Source organism: Faunimonas pinastri, assembly GCF_900110915.1.
Lineage (GTDB): Bacteria > Pseudomonadota > Alphaproteobacteria > Rhizobiales > Afifellaceae > Faunimonas > Faunimonas pinastri.
Genome location: NZ_FOFG01000006.1, coordinates 158,913 through 184,386, shown reverse-complemented (window position 1 = coordinate 184,386; position 25,474 = coordinate 158,913). Strand labels below are relative to the sequence as shown.

General features: G+C 66.1%; 26 protein-coding genes and 1 pseudogene. 19 read left to right on the top strand and 8 right to left on the bottom strand.

Annotation, left to right across the window (positions count from 1 at the left end):
• Positions 1-316 precede the first annotated feature (316 nt).
• From BMY25_RS10235 to choV, 3 genes are all read left to right on the top strand, one after another.
• Complete coding sequence (locus tag BMY25_RS10235) at positions 317-1,273, top strand: choline ABC transporter substrate-binding protein (RefSeq protein WP_092496533.1); 957 nt, start codon at positions 317-319, stop codon at positions 1,271-1,273.
• Between the two features lie 82 nt (positions 1,274-1,355).
• Positions 1,356-2,207, top strand: coding sequence for a choline ABC transporter permease subunit (choW, locus tag BMY25_RS10230; RefSeq protein ID WP_092496532.1), 852 nt, complete (start codon positions 1,356-1,358; stop codon positions 2,205-2,207).
• A gap of 3 nt (positions 2,208-2,210) precedes the next feature.
• Positions 2,211-3,392 (top strand): choline ABC transporter ATP-binding protein, encoded by a 1,182-nt coding sequence (choV, locus tag BMY25_RS10225; protein WP_092496531.1) that lies wholly within the window; start codon positions 2,211-2,213, stop codon positions 3,390-3,392.
• Here choV and BMY25_RS10220 read toward each other — a convergent pair.
• Entirely contained in the window at positions 3,386-4,381 is a 996-nt protein-coding gene (locus BMY25_RS10220) for a GlxA family transcriptional regulator (protein WP_092496530.1), read from the bottom strand. The two genes, choV and BMY25_RS10220, sit on opposite strands and share 7 nt — an antisense overlap.
• A gap of 54 nt (positions 4,382-4,435) precedes the next feature.
• Between BMY25_RS10220 and BMY25_RS10215 the strand changes: the two genes are divergently transcribed.
• From BMY25_RS10215 to BMY25_RS10205, 3 genes and pseudogenes are all read left to right on the top strand, one after another.
• Positions 4,436-5,107: a DJ-1/PfpI family protein gene (locus tag BMY25_RS10215; protein ID WP_092496529.1), complete on the top strand. Its 672-nt coding sequence runs from the start codon at positions 4,436-4,438 to the stop codon at positions 5,105-5,107.
• Between the two features lie 85 nt (positions 5,108-5,192).
• A pseudogene (locus BMY25_RS21135) lies at positions 5,193-6,063 on the top strand (SDR family oxidoreductase).
• A gap of 110 nt (positions 6,064-6,173) precedes the next feature.
• Complete coding sequence (locus BMY25_RS10205; RefSeq protein ID WP_143061931.1) at positions 6,174-6,968, top strand: glutamine amidotransferase; 795 nt, start codon at positions 6,174-6,176, stop codon at positions 6,966-6,968.
• 3 nt (positions 6,969-6,971) lie between these two features.
• Here BMY25_RS10205 and BMY25_RS10200 read toward each other — a convergent pair whose 3' ends face one another.
• Together BMY25_RS10200 and pyrC are read right to left on the bottom strand one after the other, a co-directional pair.
• Positions 6,972-7,661, bottom strand: coding sequence for an orotate phosphoribosyltransferase (locus BMY25_RS10200; protein WP_092496527.1), 690 nt, complete (start codon positions 7,659-7,661; stop codon positions 6,972-6,974).
• A gap of 35 nt (positions 7,662-7,696) precedes the next feature.
• The gene (gene pyrC / locus BMY25_RS10195) at positions 7,697-8,743 is read right to left on the bottom strand and encodes a dihydroorotase (protein WP_092496526.1); all 1,047 of its coding nucleotides are present in this window, start codon (positions 8,741-8,743) and stop codon (positions 7,697-7,699) included.
• Between the two features lie 163 nt (positions 8,744-8,906).
• On the opposite strand from pyrC, the gene BMY25_RS10190 reads away from it, so the two are divergent.
• The 6 genes from BMY25_RS10190 to BMY25_RS10165 all read left to right on the top strand — a co-directional run bounded on the left by BMY25_RS10190 (position 8,907) and on the right by BMY25_RS10165 (position 14,601).
• Entirely contained in the window at positions 8,907-9,749 is an 843-nt protein-coding gene (locus tag BMY25_RS10190; RefSeq protein ID WP_092496525.1) for a fumarylacetoacetate hydrolase family protein, read from the top strand.
• Positions 9,750-9,777: 28 nt separating this feature from the next.
• Complete coding sequence (locus BMY25_RS10185; RefSeq protein WP_092496524.1) at positions 9,778-11,028, top strand: glycerate kinase type-2 family protein; 1,251 nt, start codon at positions 9,778-9,780, stop codon at positions 11,026-11,028.
• 116 nt (positions 11,029-11,144) lie between these two features.
• Entirely contained in the window at positions 11,145-11,840 is a 696-nt protein-coding gene (gene mtgA / locus BMY25_RS10180) for a monofunctional biosynthetic peptidoglycan transglycosylase (protein WP_092496523.1), read from the top strand.
• 132 nt (positions 11,841-11,972) lie between these two features.
• The gene (gene rpmF / locus BMY25_RS10175; RefSeq protein WP_092496522.1) at positions 11,973-12,158 is read left to right on the top strand and encodes a 50S ribosomal protein L32; all 186 of its coding nucleotides are present in this window, start codon (positions 11,973-11,975) and stop codon (positions 12,156-12,158) included.
• 102 nt (positions 12,159-12,260) lie between these two features.
• Positions 12,261-12,671 (top strand): hypothetical protein, encoded by a 411-nt coding sequence (locus BMY25_RS10170; RefSeq protein WP_092496521.1) that lies wholly within the window; start codon positions 12,261-12,263, stop codon positions 12,669-12,671.
• A 133-nt stretch (positions 12,672-12,804) separates the two neighbouring features.
• A complete protein-coding gene (locus BMY25_RS10165) occupies positions 12,805-14,601 on the top strand; it encodes an EAL domain-containing protein (RefSeq protein ID WP_143061930.1) in 1,797 nt (598 codons plus the stop codon).
• 10 nt (positions 14,602-14,611) lie between these two features.
• Here the strand turns inward: BMY25_RS10165 and phaR are convergent, their stop codons facing one another.
• Complete coding sequence (gene phaR / locus BMY25_RS10160) at positions 14,612-15,244, bottom strand: polyhydroxyalkanoate synthesis repressor PhaR (protein ID WP_092496519.1); 633 nt, start codon at positions 15,242-15,244, stop codon at positions 14,612-14,614.
• Positions 15,245-15,441: 197 nt separating this feature from the next.
• On the opposite strand from phaR, the gene BMY25_RS10155 reads away from it, so the two are divergent.
• The 4 genes from BMY25_RS10155 (at position 15,442) to yddG (ending at position 19,495) form a co-directional block, all read left to right on the top strand.
• Entirely contained in the window at positions 15,442-16,617 is a 1,176-nt protein-coding gene (locus BMY25_RS10155) for an acetyl-CoA C-acetyltransferase (protein ID WP_092496576.1), read from the top strand.
• A 57-nt stretch (positions 16,618-16,674) separates the two neighbouring features.
• Positions 16,675-17,403 (top strand): acetoacetyl-CoA reductase, encoded by a 729-nt coding sequence (gene phbB, locus BMY25_RS10150; RefSeq protein WP_092496518.1) that lies wholly within the window; start codon positions 16,675-16,677, stop codon positions 17,401-17,403.
• A 185-nt stretch (positions 17,404-17,588) separates the two neighbouring features.
• The gene (locus tag BMY25_RS10145) at positions 17,589-18,518 is read left to right on the top strand and encodes a YihY/virulence factor BrkB family protein (RefSeq protein WP_092496517.1); all 930 of its coding nucleotides are present in this window, start codon (positions 17,589-17,591) and stop codon (positions 18,516-18,518) included.
• A 77-nt stretch (positions 18,519-18,595) separates the two neighbouring features.
• Entirely contained in the window at positions 18,596-19,495 is a 900-nt protein-coding gene (gene yddG / locus BMY25_RS10140; protein WP_092496575.1) for an aromatic amino acid exporter YddG, read from the top strand.
• Positions 19,496-20,072: 577 nt separating this feature from the next.
• Here the strand turns inward: yddG and BMY25_RS10130 are convergent.
• A complete protein-coding gene (locus BMY25_RS10130) occupies positions 20,073-20,555 on the bottom strand; it encodes a cupin domain-containing protein (RefSeq protein WP_092496515.1) in 483 nt (160 codons plus the stop codon).
• Positions 20,555-21,325: a hydroxyacylglutathione hydrolase gene (gene gloB / locus BMY25_RS10125; protein ID WP_092496514.1), complete on the bottom strand. Its 771-nt coding sequence runs from the start codon at positions 21,323-21,325 to the stop codon at positions 20,555-20,557. Before gloB ends, BMY25_RS10130 begins: the two co-directional genes overlap by 1 nt.
• Before the next feature lie 122 nt (positions 21,326-21,447).
• Between gloB and BMY25_RS10120 the strand changes: the two genes are divergently transcribed.
• Together BMY25_RS10120 and BMY25_RS10115 are read left to right on the top strand one after the other, a co-directional pair.
• Entirely contained in the window at positions 21,448-22,242 is a 795-nt protein-coding gene (locus tag BMY25_RS10120; RefSeq protein ID WP_092496513.1) for a class I SAM-dependent methyltransferase, read from the top strand.
• Entirely contained in the window at positions 22,239-22,664 is a 426-nt protein-coding gene (locus BMY25_RS10115) for an ester cyclase (RefSeq protein ID WP_092496512.1), read from the top strand. Before BMY25_RS10120 ends, BMY25_RS10115 begins: the two co-directional genes overlap by 4 nt.
• Here the strand turns inward: BMY25_RS10115 and metW are convergent.
• Together metW and metX are read right to left on the bottom strand one after the other, a co-directional pair.
• The gene (metW, locus tag BMY25_RS10110; RefSeq protein ID WP_092496511.1) at positions 22,661-23,299 is read right to left on the bottom strand and encodes a methionine biosynthesis protein MetW; all 639 of its coding nucleotides are present in this window, start codon (positions 23,297-23,299) and stop codon (positions 22,661-22,663) included. The two genes, BMY25_RS10115 and metW, sit on opposite strands and share 4 nt — an antisense overlap.
• Positions 23,299-24,474, bottom strand: coding sequence for a homoserine O-acetyltransferase MetX (gene metX, locus BMY25_RS10105; RefSeq protein ID WP_092496510.1), 1,176 nt, complete (start codon positions 24,472-24,474; stop codon positions 23,299-23,301). The genes metW and metX overlap by 1 nt, the downstream gene beginning before the upstream one ends.
• Before the next feature lie 141 nt (positions 24,475-24,615).
• Between metX and BMY25_RS10100 the strand changes: the two genes are divergently transcribed.
• Entirely contained in the window at positions 24,616-25,467 is an 852-nt protein-coding gene (locus BMY25_RS10100; protein WP_092496509.1) for a chorismate mutase, read from the top strand.
• The last annotated feature ends 7 nt before the right edge of the window (positions 25,468-25,474 follow it).

Genomic DNA, 25,474 nt, shown 5'->3' with positions numbered 1-25,474 from the left:
CTAGGCGTACTTGATTGAGCGTTCAATCAAGTATGGCCGCTGATCTTCGGAGATCGACCGCCGATTTGCCGCGGCGATGATGCTTCAACCGGCACGATCCCGGCAAGAGCGCGCTTGGCGCGAAAATTCCTCAGTTGTGATCAAAGATTGCGCATGACAATTCTTGATCATTGGAATTGAATGGTCGTTCAATAAAGGGCCGAAAAGGCCGAAGACTTGTATGGGGCGAGGGGAAGATGCGATCCGTCAAGCAAGATGGCGCGCGCATCTCTACTGCCGCGCCGATGGGTTGATCTCAACGAGGGGAACGAGATTGATGTCCGGAAAGACAAGCTTTCAGAAAACGTTGCTGGCAGCCGTGCTGGCGATCGCGGGCGGCATCGGGGCCGCGCAGGCCGCCGACCCGGCCGCGTGCAAGACGGTGCGTTTCGCCGATGTCGGCTGGACCGACATCACATCGACGACTGCGGTCGCTTCTCGCCTGCTTGAGGGGTTCGGCTACACGCCTTCCACGAAGCTGCTGGCGCTGCCGGTGACCTATGCCTCGATGAAGAACAAGGACATCGACGTCTTCCTCGGCAACTGGATGCCGAGTCAGGAGGGCGACCGCAAACGGTTTGTGGATGATGGCTCCGTGAAGGTCGTGCGGGCTAATCTGGATGGCGCCAAATACACTTTGGCCGTGCCGAAATACCTCTACGATGCCGGCCTGCAGAATTTTCAGGATATTGCCAAGTTCAAGGACAAGCTGGACGGCAAGATCTACGGAATCGAACCGGGCAATGACGGCAATCGGCACGTCCTCGACATGATCAAGAACAACACGATGGGCCTTGGCGGATTCCAGCTGGTGGAATCGAGCGAACAGGGCATGCTGGCGCAGGTCCAGCGTGCTACCTCCAGAAAGGAAGCCGTGGTCTTCCTCGGCTGGGCGCCCCATCCCATGAACACCAAGTACAACATGGAATACTTGAAGGGCGGCGACGATGTCTTCGGGCCGAACTTCGGCGGCGCTACCGTTTTTACGAACGAGCGGACGGGCTATGACACGGAATGCCCGAATGCAGGAAAGTTCATCAGCAACCTGAAGTTCTCCCTCGATATGGAGAACACGGTCATGGGGTACATCCTGGATGATGGGATGGAGCCGAAGGCCGCTGCGCAGAAGTGGCTCAAGGCGAATCCTGAGGTCTGGACGCCATGGCTGGACGGTGTGACGACCTTTGATGGCAAGCCTGCCATGCCTGCCGTGAAAGCGAGCCTGGGCCTCTAGCCCACTCGCTGAATCGCCGGAACCGGCCTTGAGGCCGGCCGGGTTCACTCCAAAGCATATCCGATCCTGCAAGGGCTGCGCCATGTACGACTGGCTGACGGAACACAAGATCCCTTTGGGGAGATGGATCACTCTCTTCACTGACCGGCTGAACGGTCACAAGGGTTTCTTTGACTTCGTCTCCTCGGTCATTGCGTCGCTCGTGGACGGTTTCACTTCCGGCCTGATCTGGTGCCCGCCGCTTCTCCTGGTCGCGGCCGTAGCGATCGGGGCCTACTTTCTTCACCGCTCCATCAGCCTAGTCGTCTTCATCGTCGCCTCGCTGCTTCTGGTCATCAACCTGGGCTACTGGGAAGCGACCATGCAGACACTCTCTCTCGTCTTCTGGGCAACGTTTGCTTCTGTTCTGCTTGGCGTGCCGATCGGCGTGGCGGCCGCGCACCGACCCTGGTTCTACCAGACACTCCGGCCGTTCCTCGACCTGATGCAGACGATTCCGACCTTCGTCTATCTGATCCCGACGCTGGTGCTCTTCGGCCTTGGTGCCGTGCCGGGCCTTATCTCGACAGTGGTGTTCGCAATCCCCGCACCGATCCGGCTCACCTACCTCGGCATCTCCTCAGTACCGAAACAGCTTCATGAAGCCGGCGAGGCCTTCGGCGCTACCAAACGTCAACTCCTCTACAAGGTCGAGCTTCCGCACGCACTGCCGACGATCATGGCCGGCGTGACCCAGTGCATCATGCTGAGCCTTTCCATGGTGGTTATCGCTGCCTTGGTTGGGGCGGAGGGTCTCGGTACTCCCATCCTGCGCGCCCTCAGCTCGATGAATGTCGGCATGGGGTTTGAAGCCGGGCTGGCCATCGTTGTCCTCGCCATCATCCTGGATCGGGTCTGCAAAAGTCCCGAGCCAAGGCGTAGCAAACGGAGCTGAGCCATGACCGCAGTCGAGTTCAGGAACGTCGACATCGTCTTCGGTGACCGGCAGAAGCGGGCGCTGGCCATGATCGACGAGGGGCGGACGCGCGACGAGATCCTTGCCGAAACGGATTCGGTGCTGGGGGCGGCGGGGGTGAACCTCACCGTCGAACCCGGCGAGATCTGCGTGCTGATGGGGCTCTCCGGCTCCGGCAAGTCGACCATCATGCGGGCGGTGAACCGGCTGAACGAGGTCGCGCGGGGCGAGGTCCTCGTCCAGCACAAGGGCAAGCCGGTCGACGTGGCGAGCTGCGACGACGGTACGCTCCGCGACCTTCGCACCCACACCGTTTCCATGGTCTTCCAGCAGTTCGGCCTACTCCCCTGGCGCACCGTTCGCGAGAATGTCGGCTTCGGCCTGGAATTGCAGGGCATGAAGAAGGAAGAGCGGCGCCGGATCGTGGACGAGAAGCTCGCGATGGTCGGGCTTTCCAAATGGGCCGACAAATACGCCCACGAGCTCTCCGGCGGAATGCAGCAGCGCGTCGGCCTTGCCCGCGCCTTCGCGACCGACGCCGATATCCTCTTGATGGACGAGCCGTTTTCCGCGCTCGATCCGCTGATCCGCTCCAAGCTGCAGGACGAGCTCCTCGACCTGCAGAAGTCGATCCAGAAGACCATCCTCTTCGTCAGCCACGATCTCGACGAGGCGATGAAGCTCGGCAACAAGATCGCCATCATGCAGGACGGCCGTATCGTGCAGGAGGGCACGGGCGAGGACATCGTGCTGAACCCGGCGACGCCCTATGTCGCGGAATTCGTCAAGCACATGAACCCGCTGAACGTCCTGCGCGGCAGCAGCGTCATGCGACCCGTCGCGGCGCTGCGACGCGATCAGGGCGCGGTGCTGCTCGATCAGGCCGGGCAGATCCGGCTCGACCTCGACAAGGCGGGCTGCCCGGTTGGCGTGCGCATCAATGGCGGCGGCGGCAAGCTCGGCGTCTGCGACGAGGAAGAGGGCACGGTGGACGGCGACTGCGACGTCATCGTCGCACCGGTCGACCTCAAGCTCCGCACCGCGATCGCGCTGAAGCGGCAGACCAATCATCCGATCCTGCTGGTGGACGGACTCGGCCGCCTCGCCGGCCTCTGCGACGACGAGGAAATCTATCGCGGCCTCCTGCAGCGCCGCGATCACTGACCGGCGTCAGCGAAGCGCTCGCGGTACGCCTGCGGCGATACGGCGAGGTGGCGAAGAAAGGTCCGGCGCAGCGTTTCCTCCGAGCCGAAGCCGCATTGCGCGGCAACCCGCTTGACCGGTGTCGCCGTATCCTCCAGCAGCCGGCGCGCGGCCTCTATACGCAGCTGCTCCACGGCGCGTGCCGGCGTGGCGCCGGTTTCTTCCCGGTAACGCCTGAGGAAGGTCCGCTCGCTCATGCCGGCGCGCCCGGCGAGTGCGGGGACGGTCAGGTTCGCATCGGGATTGTCGATCATCCAGGCATGGAGGTCGCCGAAGCGGCCTTCCGCGTGCTGCAAGGCAAGTGCCGTGCTGAACTGCGCCTGACCGCCGGGCCGTTTCAGGAAGACGACCAGATCGCGCGCGATGGCCAGCGCAGGCGCGCGGCCGAGATCGCGTTCCACCATGGCGAGCGCGAGGTCGATCCCGGCGGTGACGCCCGCCGAGGTCCAGAGCGCTCCATCCTCGATGAAGATCGGCTCCGGCTCCACCTTCGCGGCCGGATAGGCCTCGGCCAGCCGCGCGCAGCTGTCCCAATGCGTCGCGACACGTTTTCCGTCGAGAAGTCCGACGGCGCCGAGCAGGAAAGCGCCGGTGCAGACGGAGGCGAGGCGGCGGACATGGCCGGCGCGCTGGCGCAGCCAATCGGCGAGCGCGGCATCCGTCGCCGCGTCATGGACGCCTTTGCCGCCGGCGACGATCAGCGTGTCGGCCGGCGTCCCGACCGAGGGAAGCGGCTCGGTCGCAAGCGTCAACCCGGCGGACACGGTGATGCTGCCGGGCTCCTTGGCGATCACCCGCGTCTCGTATGGCGCGGTTTCGTCGCCGGCCAGTGCGTTGGCCGTGGCGAAGACCTGCAACGGTCCCGCGATGTCGAGAAGCTGCGCCCGTGGAAAGGCCAGGATCTCGATCCGGCGCGGAGTGAATGGCGGAATGCGAGGGCTATTTGTCATATCCGCCAGACAATGCCGGGCTAGAATAGGCCTGTCCAGCTTGGGAGAGGCGCAATGACGATCAGAATTGGCTTTCTTGTTTTTCCACGCGTGCAGCAACTCGACCTCACCGGTCCCTACGACGTGTTCGGCTCACTGCCGGATCGCGAACTGCATCTGATCTGGAAGTCGCGCGAGCCGGTCGCTTCCTCCTCCGGCATGTGGCTGACGCCGGACACCAGCTTCGAGGACTGCCCCGAGCTCGACGTGCTCTGCATTCCAGGCGGCTCCGGCGTGAGTGCGCTGATGCAGGATGCCGAGGTCCTCGCCTTCGTGCGCGAGACGGCGGCCAAGGCCCGCTATGTCACCTCCGTCTGCACGGGTTCGCTGGTGCTGGGCGCGGCCGGGCTCCTGAAGGGCCGTCGCGCGACGACCCATTGGGCCTCGCATCATCTGCTGCCGTTGCTCGGCGCGGTCCCGGTGAAGGAGCGCATCGTGCGGGACGGCAACCTCATCACCGGCGGCGGCGTGACCGCCGGCATCGACTTCGCGCTGGCGGTGGTGGCGGAACTGACCGACCGGGCGCAGGCGGAAGCGATCCAGCTCGGTATCGAATACGCCCCCGCTCCGCCCTTCGATGCCGGCTCGCCGGAAACCGCGCCGGCCGGGGTGCTGGAACAGGTCCGCGCGAGCTATGCCGAGACAATCCGCCAACGCGGGGAGACCATCGCCATGCTGGGCCTTTGACCCTCCCGACGGGCTCGATCCGGCGGAACTCGAGCCCGTCCCCTCCGTTGCTGCGGCAGTGGTTAACGAGTTCATCGGAGGACCCATGTCTGATCCCAAGACCGAATATCCCGCGCCGCCGCAGCCCGCCCAGCAGCAGGAGCCTCCGGGCACGACAGCCGAGATGCATCCGAAGCCCGACCATGGCGAGCAAAGCTACAAGGGCAGCGGCAAGCTGGAGGGTCGGGTGGCGCTGATCACCGGTGGCGATTCCGGCATCGGCCGTGCGGTCGCAATCGCGTTCGCGCGGGAAGGCGCGGACGTACTCATCTCCTATTACAACGAGCACGAGGACGCGAAGGAAACGGTGAAGTGGGTCGAGAAGGCCGGCCGGCGCGCGCTGGCGGTGGCCGGTGACATCAAGGAAGAAGCCCATTGCCGCGACCTCGTCGAGCGCGCCGTGAAGGAACTCGGCGGTATTGACATCCTCGTCAACAACGCCGCGCACCAGAAGACCTTCGAGAGCATCGAGGACATCAGCGCGGAAGAATGGGACGTCACCTTCCGCACCAACATCTACAGCCAGTTCTATCTCTGCAAGGCGGCCGTGCCGAAGATGAAGCCGGGCAGCGCCATCGTGAACACGACGTCGATCAATGCCAAGAACCCGAGCCCGAAGCTGCTGGCCTATGCCACCACCAAGGGCGCGATCGCCAACTTCACAGCCGGCCTTGCCCAGCTCGTGGCCGACAAGGGCATCCGCGTGAACTGCGTCGCGCCGGGGGCCGATCTGGACGCCGCTGATCCCCTCCACCATGCCGGAAGATGCGGTGAAGACCTTTGGCGAAAACACGCCGCTCGGCCGCGCCGGCCAGCCGGCGGAACTCGCCCCGGCCTATGTTTTCCTCGCCTCGGCCGACGCGAGCTACATCACGGGTGCCATGGTGCCGGTCACCGGCGGGCGGCCCATGCTTTAGGGCACTGATGTTTTAAGCTTTTGGCCGGCGCGTCCCTGAGATGCGCCGGCCGCTCTTGCCGGGGAAGGCGAGGGCGTGAACAATGCGCGAGCCCGTCGAGGATCCCGCACTTGCCCGAATCTCCCGAAATTCAAGCTCCCCGACCGCTCTTGCTGATCCAGTGCGAGATTTTCGCGGAAGCATCGCCGCTGATCTGCGCCCGCACGGGCGAGATGGACGGCATTTTTCGGGGCGCGCTGGCGCTTGGGGAAGACAGGCTGAAGGTGGTGCGCGTCTGTTCCGGCGAGGCGTTGCCGGACCCGCGCGAGATCGCCGGTGCGATCGTCACGGGCGCGGCGGCGATGGTAGGCGATCCGCTGCCCTGGATTGCCCAGACGGCCGAATGGCTGCGGCAGGCACATGCTTCAGGCGTGCCTCTCCTCGGCATCTGCTTCGGTCATCAACTCCTGACGCACGCCCTTGGCGGCACGGTGGCGCCCAACGCCATCGGACCGGAATACGGGACGGTCGAGATCCGCAGCACCGAGGCGGCCGACGACGATCCGCTGCTCGGCCCGGCCGGCCCGGCCGGCAAGACCTTCAAGGCGCAGTCCGCCCACTTCCAGACCGCGACCGTTGCACCGGAAGGCGCGACCGTGCTGGCGGAAGGCGCCTCCGGCATTCAGGCGCTGCGCTTCGGGCCGAGCACCTGGGGTGTGCAGTTTCACCCGGAATTCGACCCGGAGATGGTCGGCCTGATCATCGAGGAAATTCACGGGCCGCTGGCGGATGCCGGCGCCGACGTGGAAGCGGCGCGGGCCTCGCTCCAGCGGACGCCGGAAGCCGCCGCCGTGCTTACTCGCTTTCGAGATCTGGCTCTGGCGGAGAACCGGGCAGCCGCGCCGAGCCGGGCGGCTGCCGGGTAGCGGTTACGCCTTCGGCGTTTCGACGCCGCCATGGTCGAGCGACCATTGCTTGGGATTGTGGAGGAAGGCCTCCACGGCATCCAGCGTCTTCGTGTCGAAGTAATTGTTGGTGCGCGCAAACTTCAGCACGTCCCACCACGTCGCCAGCGCGTGGAGCTGGACGCCTGCATCGGTCAGCACCTGCTTGGTCTCGGGGAAGATGTCGTAATAGAACACCACGAAGGTGTGGTTCACCTGCAGGCCGGCGCTGCGCAGCGCCTCGCAGAAGGTGAGCTTGCTGCCGCCGTCGGTAGCCAGATCCTCCACGAGGATGACGCGGTCGCCGTCGCGGAAGTGGCCCTCTATTTGCGCATTGCGGCCGAAGCCCTTCGGCTTTTTGCGCACATATTGCATCGGCAGCGACAGGCGGTCGGCGATCCAGGCGGCGAATGGGATGCCCGCCGTCTCGCCGCCGACCACGCCGTCCAGCGATTCAAAGCCGATGTCGCGAAGGATCGTGGAGGCCGCGAAATCCATCAGCGTGTTGCGCAGGCGCGGAAACGAGATCAGCTTGCGGCAGTCGATATAGACCGGGCTCATGCGGCCGGAGGTGAGCTTGAACGGCTCGTCGGCGCGGAAATGGATGGCCTTCACCTCCAGAAGCGCGCGGGCCGTGAGATCCGCGATCACGGCCTTGTCGGGAAAGTCTGCCACTGGTCCTGCCTTTGTCGGGGGTTGCGGGCTGCTGCTTAACAGATGGACCAGCGGAGATCGACATCCGGGCGGAAGACCTTCACCGATTCCTCTTCGCCTTCGATGGCGAGGCTGTCCGGCACCACGGGCGCCTCGCGCTTCAGCCGGATACTGTCGGTGTTCACCGGCAGCTTGTAGAAGGCCGGGCCGTGGCGGGAGGTGAAGGCTTCCAACTGGTCGAGTGCCCCTGCATCCTCGAAGACCTGCGCCAGACAGGAGAGGGTGGTCGGCGCGTTGAACATGCCGGCGCAGCCGCATTCCGCTTCCTTGTCGTGGATGCGGTGCGGCGCGGAATCCGTGCCCAGGAAGAAGTGGTTGTCGCCGGACGTCGCGGCCTCGACCAGCGCCTGTCGGTGCTCCTCGCGCTTGACGATGGGCAGGCAGTACATGTGCGGACGGATGCCGCCGCGGAAGAGGGCGTTGCGGTTCACGGTCAGGTGGTGCGGGGTGATCGTCGCGCCCAGGAAGCGATCGCCCGCGCGCACGTAGTCGGCGGCGTTCTTCGTGGTGATGTGCTCCATCACGATGCGAAGTTCCGGGAAGCGGTGGCGGATCGGCTGCAGCACGCGCTCTATGAAGACGGCCTCGCGGTCGAAGATATCCACGGCCGGGTCGGTCACCTCGCCGTGGATCAGGAGCGGCAGGTCGACCTCCTGCATCGCCTCGAAGACGTGGCTCACGCGGTCTATGTGGCTGACGCCCGCATCGGAATTGGTGGTGGCGCCGGCGGGATAGAGCTTCACCGCCGTCGCCTCGCCGGAGCGCTTGCCCTCGCGGATCTCCTCCGGGTCGGTTCCCTCGGTGAGATAAAGCGTCATCAGCGGGGTGAAGTCATGGCCCTCCGGCAGCACCGCGAGGATGCGCTCGCGATAGGCCCGGAGATCGGCCAGCGTGCGCACCGGCGGCTTCAGGTTCGGCATGATGATGGCGCGGGCGAACACGGCGGAGGTCGCCGGCAGCACGGATTTCAGCATGGCGCCGTCCCGCAGGTGGAGGTGCCAGTCGTCCGGGCGGATGATCTCGATGCTGTCGGTGGCGGTCACGGCTTTCGGTCCCTGCTCTCGGGCGCGTCTCGCGTCCGCGCGGCATATCCCTAGCCGATGCCGGCGCTGATTGACAAACGGTCAGCACTCCTTACCGTCCTCGCCCGATTTGAGAGCCCGGAACGAGAATGCGGCTCACAGAAATCTCAGGGAGTGAAACGGTATGAAACTTCTGCGTTACGGTCCGAAGGGCCAGGAAAAGCCCGGCCTTCTCGATGCCCAGGGCCGTATCCGGGATCTCTCCGCCCATGTCGAGGACATCCGGGGCGAGGTTCTTTATCCCGAAGGGCTGCGGCGCATCGCGGCGATCGATCCGGAAAGCCTCGCGGTTGTGGATGGCAACCCGCGCCTCGGCCCCTGCGTCGCCGGCACCGGCAAGATCATCTGCATTGGCCTCAACTATTCCGACCACGCCGCCGAAACGGGCGCCACCGTGCCGCCGGAACCGATCATCTTCATGAAGGCGACGTCGGCCATCGTCGGCCCGAACGACAATGTCGAGATCCCGCGCGGGTCCGAGAAGACAGACTGGGAAGTCGAACTCGGCGTCGTCATCGGCAAGCCCGCGAAATACGTTTCGGAAGACGAGGCGATGGATTACGTGGCGGGCTATTGCCTGACCAACGACGTGTCCGAGCGCGCCTTCCAGCAGGAGCGGCACGGCCAGTGGACGAAGGGCAAGAGCTGCGACACCTTCGGGCCGCTCGGCCCCTGGCTGGTGACGCGCGACGAGGTCGCCGACCCGCAGAACCTCAAGATGTGGCTGGAGGTCAACGGCCACCGCTATCAGGACGGCACGACGGCGACCATGGTCTACGGCGTCAGGTTCCTCGTCTCCTACCTTTCGCAGTTCATGAGCCTGCAGCCGGGCGACGTCATCTCCACCGGCACGCCGCCGGGCGTCGGTCTCGGCCAGAAGCCGCCGGTCTTCCTGAAGGCGAACGACGTCGTGCGGCTCGGCATCGAGGGCCTCGGCGAGCAGCAGCAGACCTTTATCCAGGGTTGAGGCTGCTCCGATCGGCAGGGCCGTCGCCATGACCGAGGAGGCCATTCTCCGGGCGCTGTTTCAGTCGGCGCTCGTGGCCGCCTTGCCCGATGGAAAATTCGGGGGGCGGCTGCCGCCGCCTCCCGCGCCTGGCGGCCGGACGATCGTGCTGGGCGCCGGCAAGGCTTCGGCCCGGATGGCCGGGGCCTTCGAGGCGGCGTGGCCGCATCCCTGCGAAGGCCTCCTGGTCACCCGCTACGGCCACGGTGCGCCGACGCGATCGATCGAGGTGGTGGAAGCCGCGCATCCCGTGCCGGACGAAGCCGGCATGGCGGCGGCGGAACGTATCCTGAAGCTGGCGCGATCCGCCGGTCCCAACGACCTCGTGATCGCGCTCATCTCCGGCGGCGCCTCGTCGCTCCTGACGCTGCCCGCGCCGGGGCTGACGCTTCGCGATAAGCAGGAGGTCAATCGCGCTCTCCTGAAGTCCGGTGCGCCCATCGGCGAGATGAACGTGGTTCGCAAGGCGCTTTCCGCCATCAAGGGCGGGCGGCTCGCGGCAGCCTCGTCGCCCGCCCGCGTCGTCACCTATCTGATCTCCGACGTGCCGGGAGACGATCCCGGCGTCATCGGCTCCGGTCCGACCATTCCCGAAGCCGCGCGACCGGAGGCGGCGCTGGCGATCCTGCGCGCCTATGGGATCGCCGTTCCCGCCCATGTGGAAGCGGCGATCCGCGCCAACGTCATCCCCGCCGACGTGCCCGCGCCGGAAATCCAAATGCTCGCCACGCCGAAAATGGCGCTGGACGCGGCGGCCGACAAAGCGCGGGAATTCGGCCTGACGCCGCTGGTCCTCGGCGATGCCATCGAGGGCGAAGCGCGGGAGGTTGCCAAGGCGATGGCCGGCATCGCCCGTTCCACCGCCGAGCATGGCGTCCCCGTCGCACCCCCGTGCGTGCTGCTGTCGGGCGGCGAGACGACCGTGACCGTGCGGGGCAAGGGGCGCGGGGGGCGCAACGCGGAGTTCCTGTTGGCGCTTGCTCTGGCCGTGGGCGGCAGGTCGGGCATCTCGGCGATCGCCTGCGATACCGACGGCATCGACGGCTCGGAGGACAATGCCGGGGCGTGGTTCGATGCCGGCCTGCTTGCCGAGGCGCGGGGACGGGGCGTCGATCTCGCGGCGGCGCTCGCCTCCAACGACGCCTATACCGCCTTCGCGGCGCTCAGCCGACTGGTGGTGACCGGTCCGACGCTGACCAATGTCAACGATTTCCGCGCCATCCTTCTTCGGCGGGTTTGAGGCGGGCCCGAGACAATGGCGGCTGGGCGGTGTCTCGTGGTATCAGCATTCCCGCAGGTTTCGGGCGCAATCGGGTTCCGGCCTCGTGATGCGGAGCCGGGGAGGCGGGGAAGTCCATGAAGCTTGCGCGACGTCTGCCGGTGGCGGGCCTGATCCGGCCGGTCCTGCTCGTCGCCGCCGTCCTGCTCCTTCTGCCGCTGGTGCTGCTGCCGCTCTACGGCTTCGTGAACCCGCCGGTGACCACCGTGATGCTGTTCAAGGCGGTGGGCGGCAACGGCATCCACAAGGAATGGCGCGACCTCTCCCACATCTCGCCCAATCTCGTTCGCGCGGTGATCGGCTCGGAAGACCAGCGCTTCTGCAGCCATAACGGTATCGACTGGACGGAGATGCAGAACGCGCTGGACACCGCCGACCGCCATGGCCGGATGCGCGGCGCCAGCACCATCACCATGCAGGTCGTGAAGAATCTTTTTCTCTCCACCAGCCGATCGTGGCTGCTGAAGGGAATGCAGTTCCCTCTGGCCCTCTATGCCGACCTTGTCCTTTCCAAGCGGCGGATCATGGAGATCTATCTCAACATCGTTGAATGGGACGAGGGGATCTACGGTGCGGAGGCGGCGTCGCAGGGCTATTTCCGCGTCGCGGCAGCGAAGCTTTCGGCCGCGCAGGCGGCGGGACTGGCCGCGACGCTGCCCAATCCGCTCGCCCGCAATCCCGCCCATCCCAGCCGTCGGATGCGCGGCATGGCCAACAAGATCGCCCGTCGGGCGGCCACCATGCAGCCCTATGTCGGCTGCGTCCTGAAGTAGTCCGACGCCGATTTCCCACTTCGCACTGGCCAAGGCTGTCAGAAAGGGCTATATGCCGCGCGAAAGGTCTGCTGCTCCAAGCGGCGGACGCGACGGGCTATGCCCGCGACTGTGTACCCGTTGGAGCTTGAGATGCCAGTCCCTAAAAGAAAAACTTCGCCGATGAAGCGCGGCTTCCGTCGTTCCGCCGACGCCCTGAAGCAGCCGACCTACGTGGAAGACAAGGATTCCGGCGAGCTTCGCCGCCCGCACCACGTCGACCTGAAGAGCGGCAAGTATCGCGGTCGCCAGATTCTGGAGCCGAAGGAGACGGTCTGACCGTTTCCTCTTTTCGAATTGAGGCCGGCCGCTGAGCCGGCCTTTTCGTTTCCGGCGTTTCGCTGATACGGATCGCCGTCCCGGTTCTCGGCGAGGCGACCCATGCGCAACATCCCGTTTCTGATCATCCCCTTCGTCATCTACGATGTCTTCGCGTTCCTGATCCTCAGCTCGGGGGCGGAGTTCGGTCAGTCCACGGTGTTCAGCGTTCCCATGGTGTCGGGCGCGAGCTTCACGCTGACGATCGGCGCGCTGCTCGTCGTCCTGGCGCTCGTCTTCCTCTTCGTGGAAATCGTGAAATCGACCCGTCTCGGCGCCGCGACCATCGTGGACCAGATTCTCTCCATGCTGGTCTTCCTCGCCTATGTCGTGGAATTCCTGCTGGTGCCGGCGGCAGCCACGGGCACGTTCCTGATCCTCACGATCATCGCGCTCCTGGACGTCTGCTGCGGCGTCGCCGTCTCGCTCCGTTCCGCGACCCGCGACGTCTCGGTCAGCCATCACTCGTTCTGAGCCGTTAACGCTTCCGGCCATTTCTGGGCGACGTTAAGATTGCTTTCATGACTGGTGGGAGAACCTAGAAGGCGAGCGATTCGCAAAGGGCTCATGCAAAGAGGGGCCTGGGAACTTGATTGAGGCGTCGGCCGTGTCACCCGTGCCCGAAGAGGATTACGTCCCGGATCTGACGCCGGTTCTCGCTGCCGGCGACCGGTCGGAGCGCGCCGAGCAGCCGGGCGCCAGCGCCTTCACGATCCTCAGCGCGGTCGGCGAGACCATGTACGAGTGGGATCTGGAGACGGACCGCATCCGCTGGGCCGCCAATGCCGCCGACATCTTCGGACTGCCGGATATCGCCCCGCTCGAAACCGGCGCGGGCTTCGAGGCCTGCGTCGATCCGCAGAGCCTGACCGACCGAAACCAGGCCGTGCGCAACGGCCTCGGCGTCGATTACGGTCGCGGCGTCGCTTTCGATATCGATTACGGCCTTCGCCTTCCCTCCAATTCCGACCAGCGTACCGTCTGGGTGAACGATCGCGGCATCTGGTACGGCGATGCGCAGGGCACGCCCTATCTGGCGCGCGGGGTGATCCGCACCGAGCGCAACCGTCCGGCTCTGATCCTGCCCAAGTCCGGCGCCGCATTGCCGCGACGCCGCGAGTTCCTGAAGCTCCTGGAAGGCACGCTTGCGGTCGCCCACCACTATCATTCGCTCTACGTCTTCGCGCTTCTGTCCATCGACAACCTGACCTCCATCTCCGAGGTCTATGATGCCGATGCGGAGGAGGAGGTGGAGGCCGCGCTGGCGCGTGCGCTCACCGCGTCACTGCGCAGTGGCGATGTCGCGGGCTGGATTTCCGACGGCGAGCTCGGCCTGGTCCTGCGCGTCGCCAACGAGCCGGAGGCGAATGCCGCGATCGGTCGTATCACCACGATCCTGGCGCAGCAGAATTTCGCGACGGCTGCCGGTCCCGCGAGCCCGCGCATTTCCACCGGCGCGGTGATGATCCCGACGGCCGCGCGCAGCGTCGACGAGGCGCTGTCGCTGGTGCGCGAGGCCCAGCGGGGCGCCAAGCTGAAGGGCTCCGGCCACTTCGTGATCCACACCGAACGGCAGAGCCAGCATCGGAAAAAACTGGGGCAGGCGGCGATCGCGCGCCTGCTGTCCAAGGCGCTGCACGAGAACACCCTCACCCTTGTGCGCCAGCCCGTCGTGCGCTCGCGCGACCGCAGCATCGCCTTCGAGGAATGCCTGCTTCGGCTGGTGGACGAGGAGGGCACGCTGATTCCCATGGGCGACGCCATCGCGGTGGCGGAATCGCTGGGCCTGATGCGGATGATTGATTTCCGCGTGCAGGACATGGTCTTCGAGATCCTGCGCCGGGAGCGCGGGACGACGCTGTCCTTCAACCTTTCGGCCGAAAGCACGCGCCAGCCCGGCTGGGTCGCCGCCTTCGAGCAGAACCTGCAGCGCTCGCCGGAACTGGCCGACCGCATCATCATCGAGATCACGGAAACCAGCCTGATCGAGGATATCGATGCGGTGCGCGATTTCGTGTTGCGCGTGCGCCGTCTCGGCTGCCGGGTGGCGATCGACGATTTCGGCGCGGGCTATACCTCGTTCCGCAATCTCAAGCTGCTCCCCGTCAATATCCTGAAGATCGACGGCAGCTTCATCCGCCAGCTGGCGAGCACGGAAAAGGACCGCCTTTTCGTCAAGATGCTGCACGAACTGGCGCGCAGCCTCGACCTGGAAACGGTGGCGGAGATGGTGGAGGACGCGGCCAGCGCTCGCGAACTCACAGAACTCGGGATCGACTATCTCCAGGGGTTCCACACCGGCAGGCCCGTGGCCGCACCGGCGGCCGCGTCCCTGGCCGCTCCGGTGACCGCTCTGGGCGGCGCTCAGGGTGGGCACGGCTCCGTCGATGATCGCGAACTCTGAGGGGAGCGGGTCAGGCCTTCTGCCGGCCGGCGATGCCTTCAAGGGTCTTCTGGATATCCTGGAGCTGCTTCTTCAGCGCCTCGATCTCGCCGTCGCGCTCGGCCTCGCGCTTTTCCGTATCCGCGCGCTGGGTCTTCCCGCCATCCTTGCCGTTTCGCTCGGAGGTGCCGGGGCGCGAACCCTCGGGCTTGGGCGGGAAAGGCATCCACATCCGCATGGCCTCGGAGAAAAGCTCCATGTTTCGGCGCGCCTGCTCTTCCATGAGGCCAAGCGGGTTTTCCTGCAGCGACTTGGAAAGATGCTCGCGAAGCTTCTCCTGGTCGCGGGTGAAGGTGGCCAGCGAGCTTTCCAGATAGCTCGGCAGGATCGCCTGCATGCTGTCGCCGTAGAACTGGATCAGCTGCCGGAGAAAGGCGATGGGCAGGAGACTGCCGTTGTTGCCGCGGTTCTCGTGCTCGAAGATGATCTGCCCAAGCACCGAGCGCGTGATGTCCTCGCCGGTCTTGGCGTCCTGAACGAGAAAGTCTTCCCCGTTCTTAACCAGCCGGGCCAGATCTTCCAGGGTCACATAGGCCGAGGTTCCTGTATGATAGAGGCGGCGGTTCGCATATTTCTTGATGATTATAGGATTGTCGCTCGGCATTGGCAGCCAGACTCCACCCTCCCGCCCACCAGAAGAGCAAGATCGCCGGAGGATAGGAAGAACCGGACCGGCTGGCCAGCATTTTTGCAGATGCCTATGTTTTGGACCATCATGGAATTGAGCGGACGCAAAAGTCCGACGCCGCTGAAAACCTTTTCCGGCGCGAAACGACCGCTCGATGCTGCACGGAGCCCCTCTTGGCCGAGATCGTAATCGTCAGCGCCGCCCGCACGCCGGTGGGCTCGTTCGGAGGCGCCCTGTCGTCCGTTGCGGCGCATCGTCTGGGCGCCGCCGCGATCGAGGCGGCGCTCGTGCGCGCCGGGATCGAACCGGGCGAGGTGGACGAGGTGATCCTCGGCCAGGTGCTGACGGCGGCGCAGGGACAGAACCCGGCGCGGCAGGCGGCCATGGCGGCCGGCATTCCGGCGGAACGGACCGCCTGGAGCCTCAACCAGATGTGCGGCTCGGGACTTCGCGCCGTCGCTGTCGGCATGCAGCAGATCGCCGCCGGCGATGCTTCGGTGATCGTGGCGGGCGGGCAGGAATCCATGTCGCGGGCTCCCCATGCGGCGCAGCTTCGCACCGGCCACCGCATGGGCGACTTCACCATGGTCGACACGATGCTGAAGGACGGGCTGATCGACGCCTTCAACGGCTACCACATGGGCGTGACGGCGGAGAACGTCGCGCGCAAGTGGCGGATCGGGCGGGAGGAGCAGGATGCCTTCGCCGTGGCCTCGCACGCCAAGGCGGGTGCCGCGCGCGCCGCCGGGCGCTTCCGCGACGAGATCGTCGAGATCTTGGTGACGAGCCGGAAAAGCGAGCAGAGAGTCATCGAGGACGAGCATATCCGCCCGGGTTCCACGCTGGAAGGCGTGGCGAAGCTTCGCCCCGCTTTCGATCCCGACGGGACGGTGACGGCGGCCAATGCGTCCGGCATCAATGACGGCGCGGCCGCGCTGGTGCTGATGGAGGCGGGGGAGGCGTCGCGGCGCGGGCTGGAGCCGCTGGCCCGCATCGCGTCGTGGGCCACGGCCGGCGTCGATCCCGCGCTGATGGGAACGGGGCCGATCCCGGCCGCGCGGCGGGCGCTCGCGAAGGCGGGCTGGAACGTCGGCGATCTCGACCTCGTGGAGGCCAACGAGGCTTTTGCCGCCCAGGCCTGCGCCGTCAGCCGGGAGCTGGCGCTGGACCCGGAGCGGGTCAACGTCAATGGCGGGGCGATCGCCATCGGCCATCCGATCGGCGCATCCGGAGCCCGTATCCTGACGACGCTGCTCTACGAGATGAAGCGGCGCGATGCCGGAAAAGGCATGGCTACCCTCTGCATCGGCGGCGGCATGGGCATCGCAATGTGCGTCGCACGAGGATAGAAGAAGCGCTTCGGCCTGAGCAGGGAGGACCGGCGGCGCGGACCGCCGGATGACAAGATGACGAAGGTTGCACTGGTGAGCGGCGGCACGCGGGGGATCGGCGCGGCGATCGCCATGGCCCTGCAGGCGGCGGGACACCGGACGGCGGCGACCTATGTCGGCAATGCCGAGCGGGCCGGGGCCTTCCACGCCGAAACCGGCATCCCGGTCTATCGCTGGGACGCCGCCGATTTCGAGGCGTCCGCCCGCGGCATAGCGGAAGTGGAGGCGGATCTCGGGCCGGTGGAGATCCTGGTCAACAATGCCGGGGTGAGCCGCGACGGCTGGTTCCACAAGATGAGCGCGGAAACCTGGTCTGAGGTGATGCGCACCAATCTCGATTCCGTCTTCGCCATGACGCGACCGGTGATCCAGGGCATGCGCGACCGGGGCTTCGGACGGATCGTCAACATCTCCTCCATCAACGGCCAGAAGGGGCAGATCGGACAGGCCCATTATGCGGCGTCCAAGGCGGGCATGATCGGCTTTACCAAGGCGCTGGCGCTGGAAAGCGCGCGCAACGGGGTCACGGTCAACTGCATCTGTCCCGGCTATATCGAGACCGAGATGGTGGCCGGCGTGCCGGAGCGGGCGCTGGAGCAGATCCTCAGCACGATCCCGACCGGGCGGCTGGGCACCGCCGATGAGGTCGCTTCCCTCGTCGCCTATCTCGCCTCCGATCAGGCTTCGTTCGTGACCGGCGCGGTGCTCTCCGTCAATGGCGGGCAGTACATGGCGAATGGGTGACGGGGCCAATGGTTGACAGGCAAAGGGTCGAGGGGCCAAGGATCGAGGGGCGCATCACCGGCGGCGGTCAATGGCCGATTTCGGGCGAGGGCCGACGTTTACCTCTCCGGCGGGACTGTGATGACATCACGGCGATGAGAGGGCGGATCCCGGAACCGGCCGCTTCGATGAGTCGTTAGCCCCGCATGAGCACGTCCGACGTCCAGCCTGATCATCGTACCGGTGGGCGCGGCCTTCTCCGCCAGGCCTGGCGCTTCATCAAGCCTGTCTGGGATGTGGGCTACGAATCCTACGAGGGGCTGAACAAGCATGACGGGCTGATGGTCGCCAGCGCCATCGCCTACTCGCTCGTCTTCGCCATATTCCCGTTCCTGCTCTTCATGGTCGGTCTGGCCGCCGCGCTCGGCGGCGCCGATCTCGCCGACTTCCTGACCCGGGAAGCCTTTTCCGCCATGCCGAGCTACATGGCCCAGTCGATCGAGCCGCAGCTCAAGGCGGTGCTGGCCACGCACCAGCAGGGCAGCTTCCTGACCTTCGGCCTGCTCGGGACGCTGCTGTCCATCACCAGCGGTATCGAGTCGATCCGCGACGGGCTGAACCGCGCCTATGGCTGCCAGGATCGGCGGAACATCTTCCGCAAGCGGCTTTCAAGCCTGCTTTTCGTTTTCGGCGGCATCTTCTTCCTGATCGCGATCAGCGTGCTCGCCATCGCCTTGCCGGTGTGGCTGGCCATGGTGGAGCCTTACTTCCCGCACATCTCGATCTATAGCGGGCTGATCACGGTGGGCCGCCACCTGCTGCTCCTGGTCATCCTCGGCGTGATGATCGCCAGCATGCACCTGTTCCTGACGGCGCGGGAGCGGCATCTCAAGCAGATCGCGCCGGGCGTTGTCATGACGCTGGCGCTCTGGTGGCTCGCGGGTCAGGCCTTCGGCATCTATCTGAGCCGCATCTCCAATTTCTCCGCCACCTATGCGGGTCTGGCCGGCACGATCGCCCTCCTGTTCTTCCTCTATATCCTGGCGGTGATCTCGCTCTGGGGCGCGGAGATAAACCGGGCGATCGCCCTGCATTTCGGCAAGAAACAGGATCTCTGCACCGACGGTCGCTCCTGACTGGCCTGCCTCAAAACCGCGTCTTCCGCCACGCGGGCTTTGCCCTTATGCCTGAACCGTTCAATCGGCTCGGGCTCATGACGCGCGCTTCGGCAACCCTGATCGGCTTTTCCGCAATCCTCATGTGGTCACTGCTGGCCGTCTTCACGGCCGCGAGCGGGACCGTGCCGCCGTTCCAGCTGGCGGCGATGACGTTCGCCATCGGCGGCGCGCTCGGCGTGGTCTGGATCGCGGCGGGCGGACGCTGGCGCGAGCTTCGCCAGCCGCTGCCGGTGTGGCTCACCGGCATCGCCGGGCTCTTCGGCTACCACGCGCTCTACTTCACCGCATTGCGCAACGCACGCCCGGTCGAGGCGGGGCTGATCTGCTATCTCTGGCCGCTGCTGATCGTGCTCTTTTCCTCGCTGCTGCCGGGCGAGAGGCTGCGCTGGTACCACATCGCCGGGGCGCTGCTCGGCCTCGCCGGAACGGTGCTGATCATCGGCGGCCGGGCGTCCGCGACAGGCTTCGGCGGCGGTAACCTGCTGGGTTACGGATCGGCGCTGGCGGCGGCCTTCACCTGGGCGGCCTATTCCGTCCTCTCCCGCCGCTTCGCCGCCGTGCCGACCGCCGTGGTCGCCGCCTTCTGCCTCGCCACTGCGCTACTCAGCGCGCTCTGCCATATGCTTTTCGAGATCACCGTCTGGCCGCAGGGCGGGGGGCAATGGCTGGCGATCCTGGGCCTCGGTGCGCTGCCGGTGGGCGCGGCGTTCTATGTCTGGGATTTCGGCGTCAAGCGCGGCAACATTCAGGTGCTGGGCGCGGCAAGCTATGTCGCGCCGCTGCTTTCCACATTGATCCTGATCCTTGCCGGCTTCGGGCAGGTCACCGCGGCGCTGGCGGTCGCGGCGCTGCTCATCAGCGCCGGAGCCGTGCTGGCCTCGCGCGACATGCTGATCCGGAAGCGCGCCGCCGAGCCGGCTGCAACGACCGCCTAGATCGAAGATTCTTGAGCTCAGAGCCACAGCCGCATCGCGGCGAGCTGGATTTAGTGAGGAGGCTGGCCGCGGGCTCTTTCTAGCAGTGGCCACGCGGCGGAGGGCTTCAGCTTCGAGCTTGTTGGGTTGCAGCGGCTCGATCACGTATCAAGTCGGCCGGGTCGTGTCGGTTATTGAAAGCCTGCATCAATAAGCAACGCAGATGAAAAGCGCAGATGGTTGGAAGCTGCGTACAGAGCTATGCCTTGAGCATGACCCGCTACCCGGTACAGCTCTCACCTGCGTGACATTGGCTGGAATCTCCGGGACCCGATCGGACTGGCGGATGACGAAGGCTTGCCCGACGAGGGATGCGCGGACGAGTTGTTACCTGCTCCACGTCGTCAGTATGATCTCCCACGGTCACTCGAAGAGCGCGGCGGCCGCCTGCCTCACCGACGTAGCATCCGCGCACATGGGCCTGCCGAGCGTGGACGCCGAAGGCGCAGCGGCGACGTCCAGCGCGATTGCGGATTACCTGAGATCTCTACCAGATGGTCCCGAGACGGTTCGCTGAACGCGCTTGTGGTTCACGACGCTAGGCTTCCGCCGGAGCAAACCGGCCGGGATCGCCCATGCCGGGCTCCCAGCCGTCCGGCGCCAGTTCAAAGCCCTCGAACCGGAAACCCGGCGCGACCGTGCAACTGACCAGCGTCCATTCGCCGGTGCTGACGGCAGACTGCCAGTGTCGTCGCGGCACGATGACCTGCGGCCGCTCGCCCAGTCGCAGGTCCGGGCCGAGCATATGCCGCTCGGCATGCGCATCGTCGCCGCCCGCGAGCGAAAGAGCGAGCGGTGCCCCCGCATGGAAATGCCAGATCTCGACCGCGTCGATCCGGTGCCAGGCGGAAACCTGACCTTCCGCCAGCAGGTAATGGATCGCGGTGGAGCGCGGACGTCCGTCCGGGCCGTTTTCATCCTGGAAGGTCTGGCGATAGGCGCCGCCCTCCGGATGCGGCTCCAGATCCAGGAGGCGGATCACCTCCCTGGCGGAAAGCGGCCGCTCCGGCAGCCCGTCCATCAGAACCGGTCCTTGCGGGCGCGGATCTCGGCGAAGACTTCCTCGTCGGTGGCATCTTCCAGCCCGAGCGTGCGGCGGATATCCGGGTCGTCCGGCCGGAGATAGGGGTTCAACCGCTTTTCCTCGCCGATGGTGGTCGGCAGCGTCGCCTCGCCCGCCTCGCAAAGGCGCTGTACCTCGTCCAGCCGGTCGCGCAGCGCGTCGTTGTCGGGATCGACCGTGCGGGCGAACAAGGCGTTGGCCAGCGTGTATTCGTGGCCGCAATAGACGGCGGTGTCGTCCGGCAGCGCGCGCAGCTTCTGCAGCGAGTCCCACATCATCGCGGGCGTGCCCTCGAATATGCGGCCGCAGCCCAGCGCGAACAGCGTATCGGCGGTGAAGGCGAGCTGCTGGCCCGGCAGGTAGTAGCAGACGTGGTCCAGCGTATGGCCCGGCGTGGCGATCACCTGGAACTCCGCGCCGGCCAGCTCGAAGCGCTGGTCGTCCTCCACCACCTCGTCGTAGAGCCCGAGGTCGGAGCTCTTTTCCGGTCCGATCACCTGCAGGCCGGGATAGGCGTCGCGGAGCGCCGGGATACCCTCTACGTGGTCGGCATGCTTGTGGGTGACGAGGATGTGGGTGAGTTCCCAGCCGCGCGCCCGGAGCTGCTCCTGGATGGCGGCAGCCTCGGGCGCATCGATGGCGATGGTGGCCGAGGTGTCCTCGTCGTGCAGCAGGACCGCGAAATTGTCCTTGCGGGCCATGAACTGGACGATCTGGAACTGCGTCATGAGGCGGACTCCTGCGGGGAGGATGTTGCGGGATCGGTAAGCTCCGTTCTTTATAGGGCGGCAACGGGCCGTTGTAGACCTCCCGTTGCAGTCCTTCACCGGACCGGAGCCGCATTCGACGCATGTATCTCGACATCATCGACATCCGGGATTTCTATTCCAGCCTGCTCGGCCGTGTCGTGGCGCGCAGCGTGGAGGCGGCGGTTTCCGCGCTGATGCCGCCGGACCCGAAAGCGCGGGTGCTCGGCTTCGGCTTCGCCACGCCCTATCTCGGCCGGCTCAGGGGCAATTGCGAACGCGTGCTGGCCTTCATGCCGGCGGGGCAGGGCGTGCTCGACTGGCCGCCGGAAGGCCCCTCGGTGACCGCGCTGGTGGAAGAGGACGCGCTGCCGCTGCCGGACCAGAGCATGGACTGCGTGCTGATCGTGCATGCGCTGGAAATGTCGCCGAAGCCGCTGGCGCTGATGGCGGAGGCGCGTCGCGTGCTGACCATTGGCGGCAAGCTCATCGTTGTGGTGCCGAACCGGCAGGGCGCCTGGTCGCGCTTCGACATCTCGCCCTTCGGCTTCGGCCAGCCTTATTCGCGCGGCCAGCTTCGCTCGCTTTTCGCCGAAGCCGGGTTCGAGGCGGAAGCCTGGGCGACCGCGCTCCATATGCCTCCCTTCAGTCATCGCTCCATGCTGGCGATTTCCGGCACGCTGGACCGGGCCGGGCAGCGGACCTGGCCAGCCTTTTCCGGCGTGATCTGCGCCCGCGCCACCAAGCGCAACATCCAGGGCGTGCGGGTGCGTTCCCGCCGCGTGCTCTCGCCGGCGCTCCGCCCGGTGCTCCAGCCCTCCGGGCTTGCCGGGCTGCACCGCACGAAGGCGCATGCCGCCCCGCTTCTCATCGACCCGGACAAGGAGCAGACATCGTGACGAGCGCCGGGCTGGCCGATCTCTACCGGGAGTACATCGCCTGCCTGAACCGGCAGGACTGGGACAACCTCGGCAACTCCGTCCACGACGATGTCTGCTACAACGGCGAGCGGATCGGGCTCTCGGGATACCGCAGGATGCTGGAACGGGACTTCCGCGAAATCCCGGACCTCCAGTTCCACATCGAGTTGCTGGTGTCCGAGCCGCCGGTCATCGCCAGCCGCCTGGCTTTCGATTGCACGCCCGTCGGGACGTTCCTGGGCGTGCCCGTCGATGGAACGCGGATACGCTTTTCCGAGAACGTGTTCTACGAATTCCGGGACCGGCAAATCGTGCGGGTCTGGTCCGTGATCGACAAGGCGGCCGTCGAAACCCAGATGCAGTCCCGGATCCAGGACCGGACGCGGGGAGCCGGGCTCTAGGGCTTCGACAGCAGAAACACCGCCTGCTTGGAAAAGGCGTTCCAGTAGCCCCAGGACGAGGAGCCGCCGAGCCGTCGCCCGTCGCCATAGAGCGCCACGGTCTGCTCGATTTCCGCGCCCACTTCCCTCACCAGAGCGCGGAAATCGAGCACCGTGCAGAAGTGGATGTTGGGCGTGTCGTACCAATGGTACGGCAGGTCGTGGGTGATCGGCATGCGGCCGTACAGCATGAACTGGCCGCGCACCTTCCAGTGCCCGAAATTGGGGAAGGAGACGATGGTCTTCTTACCGATCCGCAGCAGGGCTTCCAGCACGACCTTGGGCGCATAGGTCGCCTGCAACGTCTGGCTCAGGATCACGAAGTCGAAGGCATCGTCGGGATAGGTCGCGAGATCGTGGTCCGCGTCGCCCTGGATCACCGAGAGACCCCGCGCCACCGCTTCGTTCACGCCCTTCTGCGAAAGCTCCACGCCGCGCCCGTCGACGTTCTTCTCCGCTTCCAGCCGCGCCAGCAGGTCGCCGTTGCCGCAGCCGACATCGAGCACCCGCGCGCCCGGCGTCACGAAATCGGAAATGACCTGCAGATCGACGCGCGCCTGGTCGACCGTGTTCACCACGCTTTGCATCTCGCTCATCAGAGACCCCGGCGTCGCGCGGACGCGTTGAGGAAGCCGCGCACGGTGGCGAACATCTCCGGCATGTCCAGCAGGAAGGCGTCGTGGCCGCGGTCGGTCTCGATCTCCACGAAGGAAACGTTGGCCGCCGCCGCGTTCAGCGCATGGACGATGGTGCGGTTCTCCGAAGTCGGGAACAGCCAGTCGGAGGTGAAGGACACCACGCAGAAACGGGTCTTCGTGTTGCGGAAGGCGTTCGCCAGCGTGCCGCCATGCTGGGCGGCGAGGTCGAAATAGTCCATCGCCCGCGTCATGTAGAGATACGAATTCGCGTCGAAGCGATCGACGAAGGTCATGCCCTGGTAGCGCAGATAGGACTCGATCTGGAAATCGGCGTCGAAGCCGAAGGTCAGCGCCGAGCGGTCCTGCAGTTCGCGGCCGAACTTGTTGTGCAGCGCTTCCTCGGACAGGTAGGTGATGTGCGCGGCCATGCGCGCGACGGCCAACCCCTTGCGGGGGCTGGTCCCCTGGGCGATGTACTTGCCGCCGCACCAGTCGGGATCGGCCATGATCGCCTGCCGCCCGACCTCGTGGAAAGCGATGTTCTGCGCGGAATGGCGGGGACCGGTGGCGATCGGCACGGCCGACAGCACGCGTTCCGGATAGCTCGCCGCCCATTGCAGCACCTGCATGCCGCCCATGGAGCCGCCGACGACGGCCAGCAGCACGTCGACGCCGAGGTGATCCACCAGCATGGCCTGCGCGCGCACCATGTCGCCGATGGTGATCACCGGCAGTTCCAGCCCGTAGACCTCGCCGGTGTTCGGGTCGGTCGTCGCCGGTCCGGTCGTGCCCATGCAGCCGCCGAGCACGTTGGAGCAGATGACGAAGAAGCGGTCGGTGTCGATGGGCCGGCCGGGCCCCACCATCATCGACCACCAGCCGGGCTTGCCCGTCACGGGATTGGCGCTGGCGGCATGCTGGTCGCCGGTCAGCGCGTGGCAGACCAGGATGGCGTTCGTCTTGTCGGCGTTCAGCGTGCCGTAGGTCTGGTACGCGATCTGGAAGGGGGCGAGGGAGACGCCGGAATCCAGCCTGAGCGGCGTCTCCGGCCCGAACATGGCGAGCGCGCTCGTGGGTGCCTGCGCTTCCGTTCGCGCCTGCTCCTCGATCAATCCCAACTTGGCTCCGGGCATTTCGTGATCTCGCTTCCCTCAGGGGCTTAGGGACGAGGCTTTCCCCGTGTCAATATTTTCTTCGTCTTTCCCTAGCCTTCCGGCCGGGGGCTGGCTAATGAACGCGGTTTAAGGTCTCCATTTCGAAAGGCGAAGGCTCGCATGAACGGGGCGCCCCCAGATCAGCTTCGGATCATCCGTCAGCGCATCGACGCGCTGGACGAGACCGTGCACCGCTCGCTGATCGAGCGGGCCGGGATCATCGCCGAACTGATCCGCGTCAAGGGCACCAGCGCGCCGGGCGCCGCCTTCCGGCCCGATCGCGAGGCCGACATGATGCGCCGGCTGGTGCTGCGGCACGAGAGCGACCTGCCGCTGGTCACCGTCGAGCATATCTGGCGCGAGATCATCAGCACCTTCACCGCGATGCAGGCGCCCTATGGCGTGGCGACCGCGCCGGCAGCCGATCCGCTCGCCATGCGCGATCTCGTCCGCTTCTATTTCGGCTTCTTCGTTTCCGTCCACGCCTGCGACAGCGCCGCCGATGCGATCGCGCTGGTGGAAGGCGAGGGGCGGGATCTCGCGCTGGTGCCGCTGGAGACGGAGGGCCGATGGTGGCGCTCGCTGACGGCTCCCGATGGCCCCGGCGTCTTCGCGCGCCTGCCCTTTATCGAGGAAGAAGGCCGTCCCGCCTCGCTACCCGCCTATGTCGTGGGACCGCCGCTGAAGGATGCGGCCCCTGCCGATGTCCAGCTTCTCGCCACCGCCGCGCGCGACGGTCTGCATGCCGCGATTTCCTCGCTGGGCGGCCGGGTGATCGGCGAGGCCGAGGGCGAGACCCTGTTCGAACTGCAGGTTTCCGCGACGCTCGACGACCTTGCCCGCGAGCTTGGCGCCCCCTTGGGTGACGTCCTCGCCATCGGCCAGTTCGCCCAGCCCATCCGGGTCGTCGTCGACCGGACGCCCGAGCTTTCTTCCGCCACGCCGGACAGCGTGGCTTCCGCTTCCTCGTGAGACAGCC

Bases quoted from the DNA above. Each gene is read 5' to 3' on its own strand.
- rpmF (WP_092496522.1), top strand. From the start codon at position 11,973: ATGCCAGTCCCTAAAAGAAAAACTTCGCCGATGAAGCGCGGCTTCCGT.
- BMY25_RS10220 (WP_092496530.1), bottom strand. From the start codon at position 4,381: ATGACAAATAGCCCTCGCATTCCGCCATTCACTCCGCGCCGGATCGAG.
- BMY25_RS10235 (WP_092496533.1), top strand. From the start codon at position 317: ATGTCCGGAAAGACAAGCTTTCAGAAAACGTTGCTGGCAGCCGTGCTG.
- BMY25_RS10185 (WP_092496524.1), top strand. From the start codon at position 9,778: ATGACCGAGGAGGCCATTCTCCGGGCGCTGTTTCAGTCGGCGCTCGTG.
- BMY25_RS10190 (WP_092496525.1), top strand. From the start codon at position 8,907: ATGAAACTTCTGCGTTACGGTCCGAAGGGCCAGGAAAAGCCCGGCCTT.
- BMY25_RS10145 (WP_092496517.1), top strand. From the start codon at position 17,589: ATGAGCACGTCCGACGTCCAGCCTGATCATCGTACCGGTGGGCGCGGC.
- mtgA (WP_092496523.1), top strand. From the start codon at position 11,145: ATGAAGCTTGCGCGACGTCTGCCGGTGGCGGGCCTGATCCGGCCGGTC.
- BMY25_RS10100 (WP_092496509.1), top strand. From the start codon at position 24,616: ATGAACGGGGCGCCCCCAGATCAGCTTCGGATCATCCGTCAGCGCATC.
- phaR (WP_092496519.1), bottom strand. From the start codon at position 15,244: ATGCCGAGCGACAATCCTATAATCATCAAGAAATATGCGAACCGCCGC.
- gloB (WP_092496514.1), bottom strand. From the start codon at position 21,325: ATGACGCAGTTCCAGATCGTCCAGTTCATGGCCCGCAAGGACAATTTC.
- choW (WP_092496532.1), top strand. From the start codon at position 1,356: ATGTACGACTGGCTGACGGAACACAAGATCCCTTTGGGGAGATGGATC.
- metX (WP_092496510.1), bottom strand. From the start codon at position 24,474: ATGCCCGGAGCCAAGTTGGGATTGATCGAGGAGCAGGCGCGAACGGAA.
- BMY25_RS10215 (WP_092496529.1), top strand. From the start codon at position 4,436: ATGACGATCAGAATTGGCTTTCTTGTTTTTCCACGCGTGCAGCAACTC.
- BMY25_RS10170 (WP_092496521.1), top strand. From the start codon at position 12,261: ATGCGCAACATCCCGTTTCTGATCATCCCCTTCGTCATCTACGATGTC.
- yddG (WP_092496575.1), top strand. From the start codon at position 18,596: ATGACGCGCGCTTCGGCAACCCTGATCGGCTTTTCCGCAATCCTCATG.
- phbB (WP_092496518.1), top strand. From the start codon at position 16,675: ATGACGAAGGTTGCACTGGTGAGCGGCGGCACGCGGGGGATCGGCGCG.
- BMY25_RS10130 (WP_092496515.1), bottom strand. From the start codon at position 20,555: ATGGACGGGCTGCCGGAGCGGCCGCTTTCCGCCAGGGAGGTGATCCGC.
- choV (WP_092496531.1), top strand. From the start codon at position 2,211: ATGACCGCAGTCGAGTTCAGGAACGTCGACATCGTCTTCGGTGACCGG.
- metW (WP_092496511.1), bottom strand. From the start codon at position 23,299: ATGAGCGAGATGCAAAGCGTGGTGAACACGGTCGACCAGGCGCGCGTC.
- BMY25_RS10120 (WP_092496513.1), top strand. From the start codon at position 21,448: ATGTATCTCGACATCATCGACATCCGGGATTTCTATTCCAGCCTGCTC.